The following is a 15,819-nucleotide window of genomic DNA, read 5'->3' as shown; positions in this document are numbered from 1 at the left end:
ATGGAAGCCGCCCAGCCCGTGCCGCCCGCCGGCGCCGAGCCCATGGCCGCGCGCGTGCTGCGCGAGCAGGTGGCCATGCTCTATGCCAACATCGGCGCCTCCACGCTGGCCGACACGCTGGTCGCCTGGCTGCTGGGCGCCCTGTTCTGGTGGCGCCTGGGCGACCCGCTGGTGGGCGTGTGGCTGCTGGCGCATCTGGTGCAGACGCTGCGCTACCCCGTGATGGGCGCCTACCACCGCGACCCCCAGGCCGCCCGACGAAGCGCGCACTGGGCGCGCGTGCATTCGCGCGAGCTGCTGATGTACAGCATCGTCTGGGGCCTGGCGCCCTGGTTGCTGCTGGGCGGGGCCGACCTGCCCATGACCACGCTGCTGATGCTGGTCATGCTGGGCCTGATCGCCGGCGGCATGGCGGCCATGTCGGCGCATTGGCCTTCCACGCTGTGCTTTGCGGTGCCCATGAGCCTGGGCCTGGCCAGTGCCCTGGCCTGGTACGGCGACCTGATGCACATCTTTTTGGCGGGTTGCGCGCTGATCTACCTGGCCACCTCGCTGTACTTCGCCCGGCTGCAGAACCGGCTGCTGATCGAGGCCCTGAGCGGTCGCTTCGAAAAGGAGGCCCTGGCCGACCAGCTGCGCGAGCAGATGCAGGCCGTCGAGCGCGTCAGCGCCGAGAAGACACGCTTCCTGGCCGCGGCCAGCCACGACCTGCGCCAGCCCCTGCATGCCATCAGCCTGTTCGGCACGGCCCTGCAGCAGGAACTGCAGAGCCAGCCTGGCGCCGCCATCGCGCGCCGGCTCATGGGCGCGGTGGGCACGCTGAACGCCTCGCTCGAGGCCATGCTCGACATCTCGCAACTCGACGCCGGCGTGGTGCATGCCCGGCCGCAGCCCCGCCCGCTGCAGCCACTGCTGCGCCGGCTCGGTGAGGTGTTCGAGCTGCAGGCGCGCAAACGCGGCCTGCAGCTGCGCGTGCGCCCCAGCGCGCTGTGGGTCCACGGCGACGAACAGCTGCTGTACCGCCTGCTGGCCAACCTGATCGACAACGCCATCAAGTACACGCCGCAGGGCGGCGTGCTGGTGAGCGCCCGCGCGCGCGGGCCGCAGGTCTGGGTCGAGGTGTACGACACGGGCATCGGCATCGCGCCGGAGCACGCGGCGCTGGTGTTCAACGAGTTCTACCAGGTCGACAACCCGGGGCGCGACCGCTCGCGCGGCCTGGGCGTGGGCCTGTCGATCGTCAAGCGGCTTTCGCTGCTGCTCTCGCACCCGCTGCAGCTGCATTCGCGGCCCGGGCGGGGCACGCGCTTTCGCCTGTGCCTGCCGGCCGCAGCGGCCCGCAGCCAGGCGCCCGAGACCGAATCCGCCTGCCCGCCCCCGGCCGGCCCGCTGCCCACCCGCGTGCTGGTGCTGGACGACGAGCTGGAGGTGCGCGAGGCCATGCAGGCCCTGATGCAGGCCTTCGGCATCGCCGTCACGCTGGTGACCGACGAGACGCAGGCCCGCGCGGCACTGGACCATGCGCAGGCGCAAGGCCAGCCTTTCGACGTGCTGCTGTGCGACTGGCGGCTGGCCGAAGGCCAGGACGGCCTGGCCGCTGCGCAGCGCCTGCAGGCCCTGGCACCGGGCCTGGGGCTGCCGGTGCTGATGATCACCGGCGAAACCGACGCCCAGCGCCTGCAGCGCGTGCACGACAGCGGCCTGCCCGTGCTGTTCAAGCCCGTGGCAGCCCACACCCTGATGCAGGCGCTGGCCGAACGGGTGCCCCATGGGCTGGTGGCGCCCGCTGCGGCGGTGCAGCCCGACCCCGAACCGGGGTTCTGAGACCCCGTTCCGCGCCAGGCCTGGCTACCCCAAGGCCCCCGCATGCCGAATGCGGCCCTTTTCTATGGTCCAATTTCGGGTTTCGCATCCGGGGGCGCGGCGCGCCGGCCCGCGATGCACGCGCCGTCTACTTTCCCGAGCACCATGAGCACCATCCTGCAATCCCTCCCCACCGGCCAGAAGGTCGGCATCGCCTTCTCCGGCGGCCTGGACACCAGCGCCGCCCTGCTGTGGATGAAGAAAAAGGGCGCCCAGCCCTACGCCTACACCGCCAACCTGGGCCAGCCCGACGAGCCCGACTACGACGAGATCCCGCGCAAGGCCATGGCCTACGGTGCCGAGAAGGCGCGCCTGGTCGACTGCCGCCAGCAACTGGTGGCCGAGGGCATCGCGGCGCTGCAGGCCAACGCCTTCCACATCTCCACCGGTGGCGTCACCTACTTCAACACCACGCCGCTGGGCCGTGCCGTCACGGGCACCATGCTGGTGGCCGCGATGCGCGAAGACAACGTCAACATCTGGGGCGACGGCAGCACCTTCAAGGGCAACGACATCGAGCGCTTCTACCGCTACGGCCTGCTGACCAACCCCTCGCTGAAGATCTACAAGCCCTGGCTGGACCAGAGCTTCATCGACGAGCTGGGCGGGCGCAAAGAGATGAGCGAGTTCCTGATCGCCAACGGCTTCGACTACAAGATGAGCGTGGAAAAAGCCTACAGCACCGACTCCAACATGCTCGGCGCCACGCACGAGGCCAAGGACCTGGAGGAGCTCTCTAGCGGCATCCGCATCGTCAACCCGATCATGGGCGTGGCCTTCTGGAAGCCCGAGGTCGAGGTCAAGGCCGAGGAAGTCACGGTGCGCTTCGAGGAAGGCCGCCCCGTCGCCCTGAACGGCCAGAGCTTCAGCGACCTGGTGGCGCTGATGGAAGAAGCAAACCGCATCGGCGGGCGCCACGGACTGGGCATGAGCGACCAGATCGAGAACCGCATCATCGAAGCCAAGAGCCGCGGCATCTACGAAGCCCCCGGCATGGCGCTGCTGCACATCGCCTACGAGCGCCTGGTCACCGGCATCCACAACGAAGACACCATCGAGCAGTACCGCATCAACGGCCTGAAGCTGGGCCGCCTGCTCTACCAGGGCCGCTGGTTCGACCCGCAGGCCATCATGCTGCGCGAGACCGCCCAGCGCTGGGTGGCCCGCGCCGTGACCGGCGAAGTGACGCTGGAACTGCGCCGCGGCAACGACTACTCGATCCTCAACACCGACTCGCCCAACCTGACCTACGCGCCCGAGCGCCTGTCGATGGAAAAGGTCGAAGACGCCCCCTTCTCCCCCGCCGACCGCATCGGCCAGCTGACCATGCGCAACCTCGACATCGTCGACACGCGCGCCAAGCTGGCGACCTATGTGGCCACCGGCCTGCTGGCCAAGCCCGAAGGCACGGAGCTGCCGCAGATCAAGGACGAGCGCCACTGAGAAGTTGCGCGCCCGGGCCCGGCATCGGGCCCAGGCAGCCACAAAAAAGGCGACCTCGCGAGGTCGCCTTTTTCATGGCGATGGGGCGCTGCCCTCAAGCCGGTGGCAAGGCCCAGCTTGCCTGCAGCGAGGGACGCTGGGAGAAGCTCTCGTACCAGGCCGCCACCGCTGCAAAGCGCTCGCGCCATCCGAAGTCGGGAAAGCGCAGGTCCAAATACCACAGCGCGCAAGCGACGGTGAGTGTCCCGATGTCCACCCGCCCGGGCGCAAGCAGCGCGGGATGGGCTTGCAGGTGGGCCAGCGAGGTCTGCGCCTTGTCCAGCTGGGCCGCGCGCCACTCGGGCCAGCGCAGCGCTTCAGGGCGCGCCACATCTTCGTAGCGGGCGAGCAGCGCGCCGTCGAGGATGCCGTCAGCCAGGGCCTGCAAGGTCAGCGCGTCCCAGCGGGCGGCACCGCCGGAAGGCAGCAGCGAGCCGTTGCCCATCTCGTTCAGGTATTCGCAGATCACCCGGCTGTCGTACAGCACGACGCCGTCATCGGTGATGAAGGTCGGCACCTTGCCCAGCGGGTTCTTGGCGATGATGTCCTGGTCGCGCGTGACCGGGTTGGCGTTCGAGGGCAGCAGCTGCACACGATCGCTCAGGCCCAGCTCATGGGCCGTCACCAGGCACTTGCGCACATAGGGAGAAAAAGGAGAGAAAAAGATCTGCATGGCAATTCAGTGGTCCGTTCATTGATCGTGGGCAGCCGCCTGCTGCGCCAGATGGCGGCCGGCTATCCAGCCGAAGGTCAGCGCGGGGCCGAGTGTGATGCCCGGCGCAGGATACTCGCCGCCCATCACCGAATGCATGTCGTTGCCGGCCATGTACAGCCCCCGGATCGGCCGGCCGGCGTCGTCCAGCGCCTGGGCCTGCGCATTGCACGCAATGCCCACGGCCGTGCCGATGTCACCCGCCACCACCTTCACCGCATAGAACGGCGCCTTGCGCAGCGGCCCCAGGCAGGGATTGGGTTGGTGGTCGGCATCGCCCAGGTAGCGGTTGTAGGCAGTGCTGCCCTTGCCGAAGTCATCGTCGCGGCCCTGCTCGGCCAGCGTGTTGAAGCGCGCGGCCGTGGCCTCCAGCGCCGCACCGTCCAGGCCCAGTGCCTGGCCCAGCGCGCGCAGCGTCGGCGCCTTGCTGAGGTAGCCGGCCTTGACCAGGTGCTCGCGCGGGCGACCGCCGGGCAGCGCCAGGCCCATGCCCCACTTTTCCATGAAGTCGTGGTCGCAGATCAGGTAGGCGGGCATCGTCGGCACCGTCTGGTGCGAGTGGTACATGGCTCGCACGAACTCGTGGTACGAGGTCGATTCGTTGACGAAGCGCCGGGCGGCGCCGTTGACGGCCATCAGGCCGGGCTTGGCGCGGTCCCACACCAGGTGCGGGTAGCGCGTGACGCTGCCGTCGGGCCGCTGCAGCACCGACACCGGCGCCCAGAAGGCGGGGTTGGTGTGGCCCTGGCCCAGCACCGCACCGGCCTCGCGCGCCAGCGTGATGCCTTCGCCGCGGTTGTCCTGCGGGGACATCGACCACGGCCCGCTGGGCTGCGGGTACTGCTCGCTGCGCAGCGCCTCGCCCCAGGGAAAGCCCCCCGTGGCCACCACCACGCCGCGGCGCGCCTTCACGCGCTGGGTCCGCCCCTGGCGAGTCACGGCGACGCCGGTCACGGCGCCATCGACCCGCTCCAGCTTCTGCAGCGGCGTGCCGAGCCAATAGTCGATCCTGTGGTCCAGCACGCTCTTGAACAGGCGTGCCGCCAGCGCATTGCCCAGCACCACGCGCGTGCCGCGGTGATAGCCGCGCAGCCGGTCGCCGAAGTAGCGCAGCACCAGCTTCATGCCTTCGCGCCAGGACTTGAAGGACTTCGTGACCGCCAGCAGGTGCCTGGCATCGGTCATCGTGATCATCATGCCGCCCAGCACCATGAACTCGGGCAGCGGGTCGCGCAGTTCCTTGAACTTTGCGCCCAGCTCGCGGCCGTCGAACATCGCCGGGTCCAGCGAGCGGCCACCCATCGCAGCGCCTTCACGGTCGGGGTAGTAGTCGGGCGAGTAGCTGCGCGCCACCAGGCGCACGGCCGTGTGCTTCTCGAAGTAGTCGACCATGCCCGCGCCCTCGCGCAGGTAGGCTTCCTGCAGCGCGGCCGGGGCGGCATCGCCCACCGTGTTGCGCATGTAGGTCCACACCTTCTCGAAGCTGTCGGGGTGCCCGACCTTTTCGGACTGCGCGTTCAGCGGTGCCCATACGGCCCCGCCCGACACCGCCGTAGAGCCGCCCACGCGGTCGGTCTTCTCGACCAGCAGCACGCTCAGGCCTTCGATCTTCGCGGTGAGCGCCGCGGCCATGCCGCCGGCGCCCGCGCCGATCACGACCACGTCGTACTCGGCGTCCCAGTTTTCCTGTGTCATGCGCCCGACCCACCCAGTGACTTGCCGCCATCCACGAACAGCACCTGGCCCGTGATGAAGCCGGTTTGCGGCGACACGAGGAAGGCCACGGCCTGCGCGATGTCTTCCGGCCGGCCCGCCTTGCCCGTGGGCTGCAGCGCCAGTTGCGCAGCCAGGCGCTCGGGCGTGAGCGCCCGCAGAATCGGTGTGTCGATCAGGCCCGGCGCGATGGCGTTCACCAGAATGCCGCGGTGCGCCAGCTCCATGGCGCTGGCGCGCGTGTAGCCGACCACGGCCGCCTTGGAAGCCACGTAGTGCGGATGGTTCTTGGCACCCAGGTAGGCGCGCGAGGCGATGTTGACGATCCGCCCACCCTCGGGCATGGTCTTGGCCACCTCCTGCGTCAGCGTCGCCACGGCGATGAGATTGACCTCGTAGGCACGGCGGAAATCGGCGTTGGCCACTTCCATGAACTTGCGCTCATCGAAGATGCCCGCGTTGTTGACCAGCGCACTGACGGGCGGCAGCGACTGCACCAGGCCACGCACGGCGGCCTCGTCGGTCAGGTCGAGCACGCGGCACTGCACATCCAGGCCGGCTGATTGGAGCCGCTCGGTTTCGCGCGTGGCCATCGCTTCGTCGCGATCCACCATCACGACGCTGTAGCCCTCGCGGGCCAGGCGCTCCACCGTGGCCAGGCCCATGCCGCCGGCACCACCGGTGACGATCGCGATCGGTTTGCCGCTTCTGCTGTTGTTGTTGTCCATGTTTCCGATGACTCCCATTTCAGGCGGAGAGGAAGCCGCCGTCGACCGGCAGCACCACGCCATTCACATAGCTGGCCATGGCCGAGCACAGGAAGACCACCGGCCCCACGATCTCCTCGACCTCGCCGCCTCGCGCCATGGGCACGCGCTTCATGTACCAGTCCGTGCCACCGGGCACGGCCAGCTGCGGCGCCACCATCTCGGTCAGCATCAGGCCCGGCGCCACGGCATTGGCCCGCACGCCGGCCGGTGCCAGGTCGCGCGCCAGCGCCTGCGTGAACGAACGCACCGCCCCTTTGGACGCGATGTAGCCGGCCGAAGAGATGCCGCTGACGAAGGCCACGATGGACGACAGGTTCACGATGCAGCCCTGCGTCTTCTTCAATGCGGGCACGAAGGCGTGCGTGACGTTGAACAGGCCCTGCAGGTTCACGTCGATCAGCCGGTCCCACACCTCGGTGGCGTTGGGATCGTCGATGCGCGCGCGGCCCGAGATGCCGGCGTTGTTGATCAGGATGTCGATCGGGCCCAGGCGGCTTTCCAGCTCCGCCGCGCAGGCCTGCACGGCGGCGCGGTCACACACGTTCACGGCCACGCTCCAGGCCTGTCCGCCGGCGGCGGTGATCTTCGCCACGGTGGCGTCCGCGCGTGCGGTGTCCACGTCGGCCACGATCACACGTGCGCCCTCTTTCGCAAAGCCGAGCGAGATCGCCGACCCCAGCCCGCCGCCCGCGCCAGTGACCAGCGCAAGCTTGTCCTTCAACAGATCCATTCCGATGCTCCTGCAATCAATGGGAGAAAGCCCGGGCGTCAGACGCCCAGGTAGGCCCGGCGCACGGCCGGGTCGTTCATGAGCTGCGCCGACGCGCCCTGCAGCGAGATCTCGCCGTTCTCCAGGATGTAGGCGTGGCTGGCCACCGTCAGGGCCAGGCGCACGTCCTGCTCCACCAGCAGGATCGTCAGGCCCTGTTCGCGGTTCAGGCGCTGGATGGCCTCGAAGATCTGCTCCACCAGCAGCGGCGACAGGCCCATCGACGGTTCGTCGAACATGATCAGACGCGGCCGCGACATCAGCGCGCGCCCGATCGCCAGCATCTGCTGCTCGCCGCCCGACAGCGTGGCGGCGCGCTGCTCGGCACGCTCCTTGAGCCGCGGGAACAGCGTGAAAACCTTGTCCAGGTCATCTGCCATTGCGGCCCGGTCCCGGCGCAGGAAGGCACCCAGTTCCAGGTTTTCGCGCACGCTCATGTCCTTGAACACTTCCCGGCCCTCGGGCACCTGCACCAGGCCGCGCCGCACGATCTCGTCCGACGGCAGGCGATGGATCGCCTCGCCGGCGAAGTGCACTTCGCCAGCCGTGGGGTTGATCAGGTGCGAGATGACGTTGAGCGTGCTGCTCTTGCCTGCGCCGTTGCTGCCCAGCAGCGCGACGATGGCGCCCTCTGGCACGGCCAGGCTCACGCCCGACAGGGCCTGGATCGCGCCATACGACGCGCTGACGCCGCGCACTTCCAGCAGCGGTTTCGTGGATTGCTCAGACATGCGCGGCTCCCTTGCCGAGGTAGGCTTCGATCACCGTCGGGTTCTCGCTGATCTCCTTGGGCGTGCCTTCGGCGATCTTCTGACCGAAGGACATGACGGTGATGCGGTCGGAGATCGACATCACCAGCTGCATCACGTGCTCGACCAGCAGCACCGTGATGCCGTCTTTTTCGGACAGCTCGGTCAGCAGGCGGTCGAGGTTCTCGATGTCGCGGTTGCGCAGGCCGGCGGCGGGCTCGTCCAGCAGCAGCAGCCTCGGCTTGAGCGCCAGCGCACGCGCGATCTCCAGCAGCTTCTGGTGCCCGAAGTCCAGTTCCTTGGCGCGAGTGTCGCGGTCGTGCATGAGGCCGACGCGCTCGATCAGGCTGTCCACCAGGTCGCGGATCTCGCCGCTGGGTCGGCGCAGCAGGCGCCCCAGCGTGTTGGCGCTGTGCGAATGGCAGCCCAGCAACACGTTCTCGTAGACGCTCAGCTCACCGAACAGCTCCAGGTTCTGGAAGGTGCGCGCAATGCCCATGCCGGCCATGCGCGTGGGCGCGTGGTGCGTCACGTCCTCGCCATCGACCACGATGCGGCCCTCGGTGGGCTGGTAGTAGCGCGAGATGCAGTTGAAGGTGGTCGACTTGCCGGCCCCGTTGGGACCGATGAGCGCGTGGATCGAGCCGCGCTGCACTTCGAAGGACAGGTTGTTGACGGCCACCAGGCCGCCGAAGCGCACCGTGATGCCCGAAACCTCCAGGAAGGGACGATGGCCGCTCATGCCTGCGCCTCCTGGGGCTCGACCGGGCGCGCTGCGCGGCGGTTGCGGTCGGCGAACAGGCCCTTGGGCTTGAACATCATGAAGCCCATGAGGATCAGGCCGTAGATGATTTCCTGCACCGACATGAGTTGGCGCAGCAGTTCGGAGATCAGGCCGAAGGCGATGGCGCCAGCCACGGCACCGCGCACCGAGCCCATGCCGCCCACCACCACCATGGTCAGCACGAGGATGGTGGTCTGGAAGCCCAGGCTCTCCGGATGGATGAAGGAGGTGAACAGCGTGTACATGCCGCCCGCGATGCCGGCGAAGGCCGCCGAGATGGCGAAGGCGCTTTGCTTCATGGCCTTGACATTGATGCCCATGGCCATGGCGGCCACGTCGCTCTCGCGCACGGCGCGCAGCGACGAGCCGTATTGCGAGCGCGCCAGCGCCACGGTGAGCCACAGCATCAGCGCGGCCAGCACGATGACGAAGGGATAGGCCTGCAGATCGTTCGTCAGCTTGTAGCCGAACAGTTCGGCCGGATCCATGCGCATGCCGTTGGAGCCGCCAGTGACCTTCTCCCAGCTCAGGAAGACCCACTGCATGGCCTCGCCGAAGGCGAAAGTCGCCAGCGCCAGATAGATGTCGCGCATGCGCAGCGCGAGGTAGCCGATCAGGTAGCCCAGCACGGCCGACAGCAGGCCGCCGGCCAAGATGGAAACGATGAAGGGCGGATGCCAGGCCGTGTTGATGAGACCTGCGGTGTAGATGCCGATGCCGAAGAACGCGGCATGTGCGAGGGCGAACTGGCCGGTCTCCCCTATCACCACATGCATGCCCAGCGCCAGCACGACGAAGACCATCAGCAGGTTGACGACGTACAGGACGTAGCCCGACACAGTGAAAGGAAGAACGAGCAGCACCAGCGCGGCGGCCGCCAGCGCCCAGTGATCGCGGGTCATGTTTTTCATACTTTCTTGACTTGGGGCTTGCCGCCCAGGATGCCCTGCGGACGCACGATCAGCGTCACGAGGATGGCCAGGAAGGGAGCAACGACGATGGCGTTGGTCGAGATGAACAGGCCCACCAGGTTCTCGACGATGCCGATGATCAAACCGCCCAGCACGGCGCCGGGCAGACTGGTGAAGCCGCCGACGATGGCCGCCGCGTAGGCCAGGATCGCGATGTGCGCAATGTCCGGCGTGATCAGGATCTTGGGGGTGATCAGCAGCGCGGCAAGCGCGGAGATCACGCCGGCCATGGCCCACACCAGCATTCGGATGCGCGACAGCCGGATGCCCACGATCTGCGCGGCGCGCGGGTTCATGCCCACCGCACGCATGGCCTTGCCGATGCGCGTGTGGCTGAACATCAGGTAGATCAGGATCATCGCGACCAGCGAAGCGAGGAAGATCGCCACGTCCAGTCGGGTGAGGAAGGCGTCACCGATGAGGACGGGCTCGTTGGAGACCAGCGACGGCAGCGAGCGCGGCGTGTCGCCCAGGCCGGTCTGCCGCACCAGGCCCTTGAGCGCGTAGGCCAGCCCCAGCGTGGCGATCACCAGTTGCGGGCCCACGCCCTTGGAGTGCGTCACGCGCTCCATCACCACGCGCTGGAACAGCGCCGCACCCACGGCCACCGCCACCACGGTGACGGGAATGACCAGCGCATACGACCAGCCGGCGATCAGCAGCAGCGACAAGGCCACGTAGCCGCCGATCATGAAGATCTCGCCCTGGGCGAAGTTGGGCACGTCGGTGGTCTTGAAGATGGCGACGATGGCGATGGCCAGCAGCGCATAGACGCTGCCGGTCACCAGACCGGACAGAAGGCCCTGCTGCAGGAACAGCCAGATTTCACTGAGACTCATAGCGTTGCGGGGACCGGCCCGCGAGAGGATGCGCTCGCGGACCGGCCCCGTTCCTCCGGGTGGGTTACTTGGGCTGGTAGGTCCAGAGGCTGCGGTAGGCGCCGGGCACGGCCGCCATGTTCGTGCCGTCGAACTTCAGGTAGATGGCCGACTTCTGGCCTGCGTGGTCGGTGGGCGTCAGCTCGATCGGGCCGGCCATCACGTTCGATTCGAACTTGGTCTGCGACAGCGCCGTCAGGAACTTCTCACGCGTGAGCTGCGGGCCTGCGGCCTTGAGCGCGTTGACCACCGTCATCGCCGACGGGATGCCGTAGGGCATGTAGGTCTGCGGATAGCCGGGCTTGGCGGCCAGCTCGGGGTAGTAGCTCTTGTACATGTCGTACACCCACTTGAGCTTGGGGCCGCCGGCCACGTCGGCCATCACTTCCTGCAGGTACACGTTCTTGAACGCGTCCTTGTTGCCCACGTTTTCCACCAGCTGCTTCAGATCGGCCGTGCCGTTGACGGCAATGACGATGGGCTTGGTCCAGCCCAGCTCCTGCGCCTTCTTGACCAGCAGGCTCACGGGACGCGCATAGGTGGTGATCAGCAGCACGTCGGGATTGGCGGCGCGGATTTTGAGGATCGGCGCCGTCACGTCCGTGAGGTTGGGTGCCACCGATTGCACCTGCAGGTTCACGCCCAGCTGCTTGGCCTGGAACTCGGCCGCTTCCAGGTTCCAGCCGCCATAGGCATCGTCGTGGTTGATGTAGCCGATCTTCTTGCCCTTGAGGTGTTCGGCCGCGAACTGCACCATCGAGCCGCCCACCGCGCGCTGCGAGATAGAGAAGGCGCCGTAGATGTACTTCGAGGGCGGATACAGCGCGCCGTCGCCCGAGGCGTTGAGCATCACCAGCGGGATCTGCGAGCGTTCGACGTACTCACGCGCGCCCACCACTGCCGCCGAGCAGGAGCCGCCGTTGAGCGCGAAGACCTTGTCCTGCTCCGTCAGCTTCTTCACGGCGGCCAGCAGGTCGTTGGCGTTGCAGCGGTCGTCCTCGACCACCAGTTCGATCTTGCGCCCGTGGATGCCGCCTTCCTTGTTGATCTTGTCGTAGTACATCTTGGCCGCGTTCATCACGTCGAAGCCGTAGGCCATCGAGTTGCCCGACAGCGGGCCGAACATGCCGATCTTGATGCTCTTGTCGCTCAGGCCAGGGTCGGTCTGCGCCTGAACGCTGAGGGCTGAAAGCGCGGCCACGGCGGCCACGAGCAAGGTCTTGACGGGTTTCAAGGAAGTCTCCTGTTTATGGGTGCGGGGGGAACGGGAACACGGGCTTTCAGGACGCCGGCTGTGCGGCCGAGTCGCTTTTTTCGAAACCGGGACGGGGGATCAGGCTCAGCCAGGCCTGGGTCAGGCCGCCATCGACCAGGAACTCCTGGCCGCTGATGTAGCTGGCCCGCTCGCTGGCCAGGAAGAGCACCGCGCCGGCGATGTCCTGCGGGGTGCTGATGCGGCCTGCCGGCACGATCTGCTCACGGCGCTCGCGCACGGCCGGGTTCTGGTAGATGCCCTCGCTCATGGGCGTACGGATCATGGCGGGGCTCACCACGTTGCTGCGCACGCCGTGCTCGCCCAGCTCCACGGCCAGCAGTTGCGACAGCATCTTCACGCCCGCCTTGCTGACGCTGTAGGCACCGCTGTAGGGCTGAGGGATGCTGGCCGAGATGGAGGCGATGTGCACCATCGCACCGCCGCCGTTGCCAATCATCTGGCGGCCAAAGACCTGGGCGCACAGCAAGTAGCCCGTGAGGTTCACCTGCAGCAGCTGGTTCCACTTGTCGATGGAGATGTCCATCAGCGCGTCGGCATAGAGGGAGGCTGCGTTGTTCACCAGCAGCTGCGCCGGGCCCCAGGCCTGGCTCACCTGTTGAGCCGCGGCTTCGATGCTGGCGGCGTCGGTCACGTCGCAGGCCAGCGTCATCACGCGCCCGGGCGATGTATCCAGGCTGCCGGCAATCTGCACCAGACGTGCGCTGTCGCGGTCCAGCAGCGCCACGCGCGCGCCGGCTGCCAGCAGTTGCACGGCCACTTCCGAGCCAATGCCGCCACCTGCCCCCGTGACGACGCACACACAGTCCTTCAAACCCAACCAGCCGCCGCCGGCTTCCAGTGCGGCATGTGCCATATCCACGCTCTGTCCTTCTTGAAATCTGAATCACGCAACATGCGCAACGGCGGCGATTATGTATACATGAATAGGTAGATATCTCGGTATTAACCCGAATCAAAGGCTAAAACGGAGCCTCTATGTATACTTGACCAAACCTCAAGCGGAGCAAAAAGGGATGAGAACGCTGGCCCAGGACGTCACCGAAACGCTGCGCAACTGGATCCTTCACGGCCAGTTGCAACCGGGTGAGCGGCTGGAGGAAATTCCGTTGGCGCAAAAGCTGGGCGTGTCCAGAACGCCCGTGCGCTCAGCCCTTGGCACCCTGGCCAACGAGGGGCTGCTGGACCACCAGCCCAAGCGCGGGTATCTGGTGCGCGCCTTTGACATGGAGGCCATTGCGGCCGCCTATGAGGTGCGCGCCGTACTCGAAGGCCTGGCCTGCCGCAATGCCGCCACGCGTGGCCTGACCGAAGAGCAGCGGCAGCGGCTGCTGCAGGCGCTGGCCGATGGAGACCGCATCCTGTCGCGCGGCGAGTTGCGGCCCGAGGACCATGAGCCCTACCAGCAGATGAACGTGACGATCCACGACACGCTGCTGCAAGCCTCGGGCAACCCCTGGGTGAACCGCTTTGCGGAGCAGGCGCAGAACATTCCCTTCGCCTCGGACAGAATCATCCTGTGGGACGACCACCCCATCATCTTGCGTTCGCACGGTGACCACCACCGCATCATCGAAGCCGTGATCGCACGCGACGCCTTGCGTGCCGAGCAACTGATGCGCGAGCATGTCTATTACGCCGGCCTGATCCTGCGCCGCAACTACGAGAAGCTGATTGCCGGTGGCGTCGATGCCCCTGGCGCCAAGCCCCCTAAGCGCTGAGAAAAAAGGCAGCCTGCATGGGCTGCCCTTTCGTGTTCTGGCCGAAGAAGCAGCAGCCTCTGTCGTTCAGCTCCCGGCTTTTGCCACGCGCCGCTGCGCGTGATAGCTGCCCGTGCCGCGCGTGATCACCGAATCCGTCGGCAGCACGTCGCCGGGCTGGTACTCCACGCCGTCGCGCACGCGCGCATACAGCGGCGCGAAGTCGATGCTCGCCAGCTCCATCAACGAATCCAGGTCGTCGATCACGAAGTAGCTTTCCTGGAAGTCGTCGATGCGGTAGTGCGTGCGCATCACCCGCTCGAGCTCGAAGCCGATGCGGTTGGGCGAGGCATCGTCCAGCGAGAACACGGTCTCGGTGCGTGACGAGGCGATGCCCGCGCCGTAGATGCGCAGCCCGTCCTTTTGGCGCAGCAGGCCAAATTCGACGGTGTACCAGTACACGCGCGCCAGCTTGTCGAGCACGCCCAGTTCCTTCGCCCGCAGCCCGCCCTGGCCGTAGGCCTGGATGTAGTCGGCAATCGCCGGGTTCATCAGCATGGGCACGTGGCCGAACACGTCGTGGAACACGTCGGGCTCTTCCAGGTAGTCCAGCTCGTGCGGCTTGCGGATGAACTGACCCGAAGGAAAGCGCCGGTTGGCCAGGTGCTCGAAGAACACCTCGTCGGGCACCAGGCCGGGCACGGCCACCACCTGCCAGCCCGTTTTCCTCATCAGCACCTCAGACAGGCGCCGGAAGTCCGGGATCTCGTCGGCGCCGATGGGCAGCTTGCGCATGCCATCGACGAAGGCGTCGCAGGCGCGCCCGGGCAACAGCTTGGTCTGGCGCTCGAACAGCGTCTTCCACACGCCATGCTCTTGCGCCGTGTACTGCTCCCAGCTCTGGTCGATGGTCCAGTCGGGGCGCTCCGGCGTGGCACCACCGGCCAGGCCATGCTTGGCCTTGGCGGTGTCGGAGCCGGGCGCTTCCATGAGATTCAGCATGGCGAGGGCTGCAGAACGTCTCAGGCTTCCGTCGTTTCCAGCACGCCGCGGCGGATCTGGTCGCGTTCGAGCGATTCGAACAGCGCCTTGAAGTTGCCCTCGCCAAAGCCCTGGCTGTAGTCGCCCTTGCGCTGGATGAATTCGAAGAAGACCGGGCCCAGCATGGGCGTGGAGAAGATCTGCAGCAGCAGGCGCGGCGTGCCGTCTTCGGTGGTGCCGTCCAGCAGGATGCCGCGCGACTGCAGCTCGGGCACGTTCTCGCCGTGGCCCGGCAGGCGCTTGTCGAGCATCTCGTAGTAGATGTCGTTGGGCGCGGTGGCGGTGGGCACGCCGGCCATGGCCAGCTTGTCCACGGCGGCGGGCAGGTCGTCGCAGATCAGCGCGATGTGCTGGATGCCTTCGCCGTTGAACTGCATCAGGAACTCCTCGATCTGGCCGCCGCCCTGCTTGCTCTCTTCGTTCAGCGGGATGCGGATCTTGCCGTCGGGCGCGGTCATGGCCTTGGAGGTCAGGCCCGTGTATTCGCCCTTGATGTCGAAGTAGCGGATCTCGCGGAAGTTGAACAGCTTCTCGTAGAAGCCGGCCCAGAAGCCCATGCGGCCCCGGTAGACGTTGTGCGTCAGGTGGTCGATCTCCATCAGCCCGTGGCCCGCGGGGTTGCGGTCCACGCCCTCGATCCACTCGAAGTCGATGTCGTAGATCGACTTGCCTTCCTCGAAGCGGTCGATCAGGTACAGCGGCGCGCCGCCGATGCCCTTGATGGCCGGCAGGCGCAGCTCCATGGGGCCGGTGGCGATCTCGATGGGCTGCGCACCCAGCTCCAGCGCGCGCTTGTAGGCCTTGTGCGAATCCTTCACGCGAAAAGCCAGGCCGCAGGCCGAGGCCCCATGCTCGGCCGCGAAGTAGCCGGCTTCGCTCTTGGGCTCGTTGTTGACGATGAAGTTGATGCCGTTCTGGCGGTACAGCAGCACGTTCTTGGAGCGGTGCTTGGCCACCAGCGTGAAGCCCAGGGCCTCGAACACCGGCTCGAGCACGCCGGGCGTGGGCGATGCGAATTCGACGAATTCAAAGCCGCACAGGCCCATGGGGTTGTCAAACAGGTCGGCCATTTGCTGTCTCCGGTCTCGCAGGAAGTGGGGTGGGGAATGGACGC

General features: G+C 67.2%; 15 protein-coding genes. 3 read left to right on the top strand and 12 right to left on the bottom strand.

The genetic code is table 11. The features are described 5' to 3' along the window. Entirely contained in the window at window positions 1-1,824 is a 1,824-nt protein-coding gene (locus tag PGB34_RS12970; protein WP_271428518.1) for a hybrid sensor histidine kinase/response regulator, read from the top strand. A gap of 144 nt (window positions 1,825-1,968) precedes the next feature. Then, window positions 1,969-3,306, top strand: a complete 1,338-nt coding sequence (gene argG, locus PGB34_RS12965; protein WP_271428517.1) for an argininosuccinate synthase — start codon at window positions 1,969-1,971, stop codon at window positions 3,304-3,306. Between the two features lie 94 nt (window positions 3,307-3,400). On the opposite strand, the gene PGB34_RS12960 is transcribed toward argG, so the two are convergent. From PGB34_RS12960 to PGB34_RS12915, 10 genes are all read right to left on the bottom strand, one after another. Continuing rightward, a complete protein-coding gene (locus tag PGB34_RS12960) occupies window positions 3,401-4,018 on the bottom strand; it encodes a glutathione S-transferase (RefSeq protein WP_271428516.1) in 618 nt (205 codons plus the stop codon). 18 nt (window positions 4,019-4,036) lie between these two features. After that, window positions 4,037-5,752, bottom strand: a complete 1,716-nt coding sequence (locus PGB34_RS12955) for an FAD-dependent oxidoreductase (protein ID WP_271428515.1) — start codon at window positions 5,750-5,752, stop codon at window positions 4,037-4,039. Further along, a complete protein-coding gene (locus PGB34_RS12950) occupies window positions 5,749-6,498 on the bottom strand; it encodes an SDR family NAD(P)-dependent oxidoreductase (RefSeq protein ID WP_271428514.1) in 750 nt (249 codons plus the stop codon). Before PGB34_RS12950 ends, PGB34_RS12955 begins: the two co-directional genes overlap by 4 nt. 19 nt (window positions 6,499-6,517) lie before the next feature. Further along, window positions 6,518-7,270 carry an SDR family NAD(P)-dependent oxidoreductase gene (locus tag PGB34_RS12945; RefSeq protein WP_271428513.1) on the bottom strand — a complete coding sequence of 251 codons (753 nt, stop codon included), beginning with the start codon at window positions 7,268-7,270 and terminating at the stop codon, window positions 6,518-6,520. A gap of 38 nt (window positions 7,271-7,308) precedes the next feature. Beyond that, a complete protein-coding gene (locus tag PGB34_RS12940; protein WP_271428512.1) occupies window positions 7,309-8,040 on the bottom strand; it encodes an ABC transporter ATP-binding protein in 732 nt (243 codons plus the stop codon). Further along, window positions 8,033-8,800, bottom strand: coding sequence for an ABC transporter ATP-binding protein (locus PGB34_RS12935; protein WP_271428511.1), 768 nt, complete (start codon window positions 8,798-8,800; stop codon window positions 8,033-8,035). The genes PGB34_RS12940 and PGB34_RS12935 overlap by 8 nt, the downstream gene beginning before the upstream one ends. Continuing rightward, window positions 8,797-9,744 (bottom strand): branched-chain amino acid ABC transporter permease, encoded by a 948-nt coding sequence (locus tag PGB34_RS12930; RefSeq protein ID WP_271428510.1) that lies wholly within the window; start codon window positions 9,742-9,744, stop codon window positions 8,797-8,799. The genes PGB34_RS12935 and PGB34_RS12930 overlap by 4 nt, the downstream gene beginning before the upstream one ends. 5 nt (window positions 9,745-9,749) lie before the next feature. Then, window positions 9,750-10,652 carry a branched-chain amino acid ABC transporter permease gene (locus PGB34_RS12925; protein ID WP_271428509.1) on the bottom strand — a complete coding sequence of 301 codons (903 nt, stop codon included), beginning with the start codon at window positions 10,650-10,652 and terminating at the stop codon, window positions 9,750-9,752. A 64-nt stretch (window positions 10,653-10,716) separates the two neighbouring features. Then, window positions 10,717-11,925, bottom strand: coding sequence for an ABC transporter substrate-binding protein (locus PGB34_RS12920; protein WP_271428508.1), 1,209 nt, complete (start codon window positions 11,923-11,925; stop codon window positions 10,717-10,719). A 46-nt stretch (window positions 11,926-11,971) separates the two neighbouring features. Next, window positions 11,972-12,820 carry an SDR family NAD(P)-dependent oxidoreductase gene (locus PGB34_RS12915; protein ID WP_271428844.1) on the bottom strand — a complete coding sequence of 283 codons (849 nt, stop codon included), beginning with the start codon at window positions 12,818-12,820 and terminating at the stop codon, window positions 11,972-11,974. A gap of 160 nt (window positions 12,821-12,980) precedes the next feature. Between PGB34_RS12915 and PGB34_RS12910 the strand changes: the two genes are divergently transcribed. Beyond that, window positions 12,981-13,685, top strand: a complete 705-nt coding sequence (locus PGB34_RS12910) for a GntR family transcriptional regulator (RefSeq protein WP_271428507.1) — start codon at window positions 12,981-12,983, stop codon at window positions 13,683-13,685. A gap of 66 nt (window positions 13,686-13,751) precedes the next feature. On the opposite strand, the gene phhA is transcribed toward PGB34_RS12910, so the two are convergent. After that, complete coding sequence (phhA, locus tag PGB34_RS12905; protein WP_408647883.1) at window positions 13,752-14,666, bottom strand: phenylalanine 4-monooxygenase; 915 nt, start codon at window positions 14,664-14,666, stop codon at window positions 13,752-13,754. 20 nt (window positions 14,667-14,686) lie between these two features. Next, window positions 14,687-15,775 carry a 4-hydroxyphenylpyruvate dioxygenase gene (gene hppD / locus PGB34_RS12900; protein ID WP_271428506.1) on the bottom strand — a complete coding sequence of 363 codons (1,089 nt, stop codon included), beginning with the start codon at window positions 15,773-15,775 and terminating at the stop codon, window positions 14,687-14,689. Window positions 15,776-15,819 lie beyond the last annotated feature (44 nt).

The sequence above is a fragment of the Xenophilus arseniciresistens genome, from assembly GCF_028023875.1.
Classification (GTDB): domain Bacteria; phylum Pseudomonadota; class Gammaproteobacteria; order Burkholderiales; family Burkholderiaceae_C; genus Xenophilus; species Xenophilus arseniciresistens.
This window is presented reverse-complemented; position numbering and strand designations above follow the sequence as displayed.

Coding starts and splice junctions, on each gene's coding strand:
- hppD (WP_271428506.1), bottom strand. CDS start 15,775: ATGGCCGACCTGTTTGACAACCCCATGGGCCTGTGCGGCTTTGAATTC.
- PGB34_RS12955 (WP_271428515.1), bottom strand. CDS start 5,752: ATGACACAGGAAAACTGGGACGCCGAGTACGACGTGGTCGTGATCGGC.
- PGB34_RS12915 (WP_271428844.1), bottom strand. CDS start 12,820: ATGGCACATGCCGCACTGGAAGCCGGCGGCGGCTGGTTGGGTTTGAAG.
- PGB34_RS12935 (WP_271428511.1), bottom strand. CDS start 8,800: ATGAGCGGCCATCGTCCCTTCCTGGAGGTTTCGGGCATCACGGTGCGC.
- PGB34_RS12950 (WP_271428514.1), bottom strand. CDS start 6,498: ATGGACAACAACAACAGCAGAAGCGGCAAACCGATCGCGATCGTCACC.
- phhA (WP_408647883.1), bottom strand. CDS start 14,666: ATGCTGAATCTCATGGAAGCGCCCGGCTCCGACACCGCCAAGGCCAAG.
- argG (WP_271428517.1), top strand. CDS start 1,969: ATGAGCACCATCCTGCAATCCCTCCCCACCGGCCAGAAGGTCGGCATC.
- PGB34_RS12940 (WP_271428512.1), bottom strand. CDS start 8,040: ATGTCTGAGCAATCCACGAAACCGCTGCTGGAAGTGCGCGGCGTCAGC.
- PGB34_RS12970 (WP_271428518.1), top strand. CDS start 1: ATGGAAGCCGCCCAGCCCGTGCCGCCCGCCGGCGCCGAGCCCATGGCC.
- PGB34_RS12930 (WP_271428510.1), bottom strand. CDS start 9,744: ATGACCCGCGATCACTGGGCGCTGGCGGCCGCCGCGCTGGTGCTGCTC.
- PGB34_RS12925 (WP_271428509.1), bottom strand. CDS start 10,652: ATGAGTCTCAGTGAAATCTGGCTGTTCCTGCAGCAGGGCCTTCTGTCC.
- PGB34_RS12960 (WP_271428516.1), bottom strand. CDS start 4,018: ATGCAGATCTTTTTCTCTCCTTTTTCTCCCTATGTGCGCAAGTGCCTG.
- PGB34_RS12910 (WP_271428507.1), top strand. CDS start 12,981: ATGAGAACGCTGGCCCAGGACGTCACCGAAACGCTGCGCAACTGGATC.
- PGB34_RS12945 (WP_271428513.1), bottom strand. CDS start 7,270: ATGGATCTGTTGAAGGACAAGCTTGCGCTGGTCACTGGCGCGGGCGGC.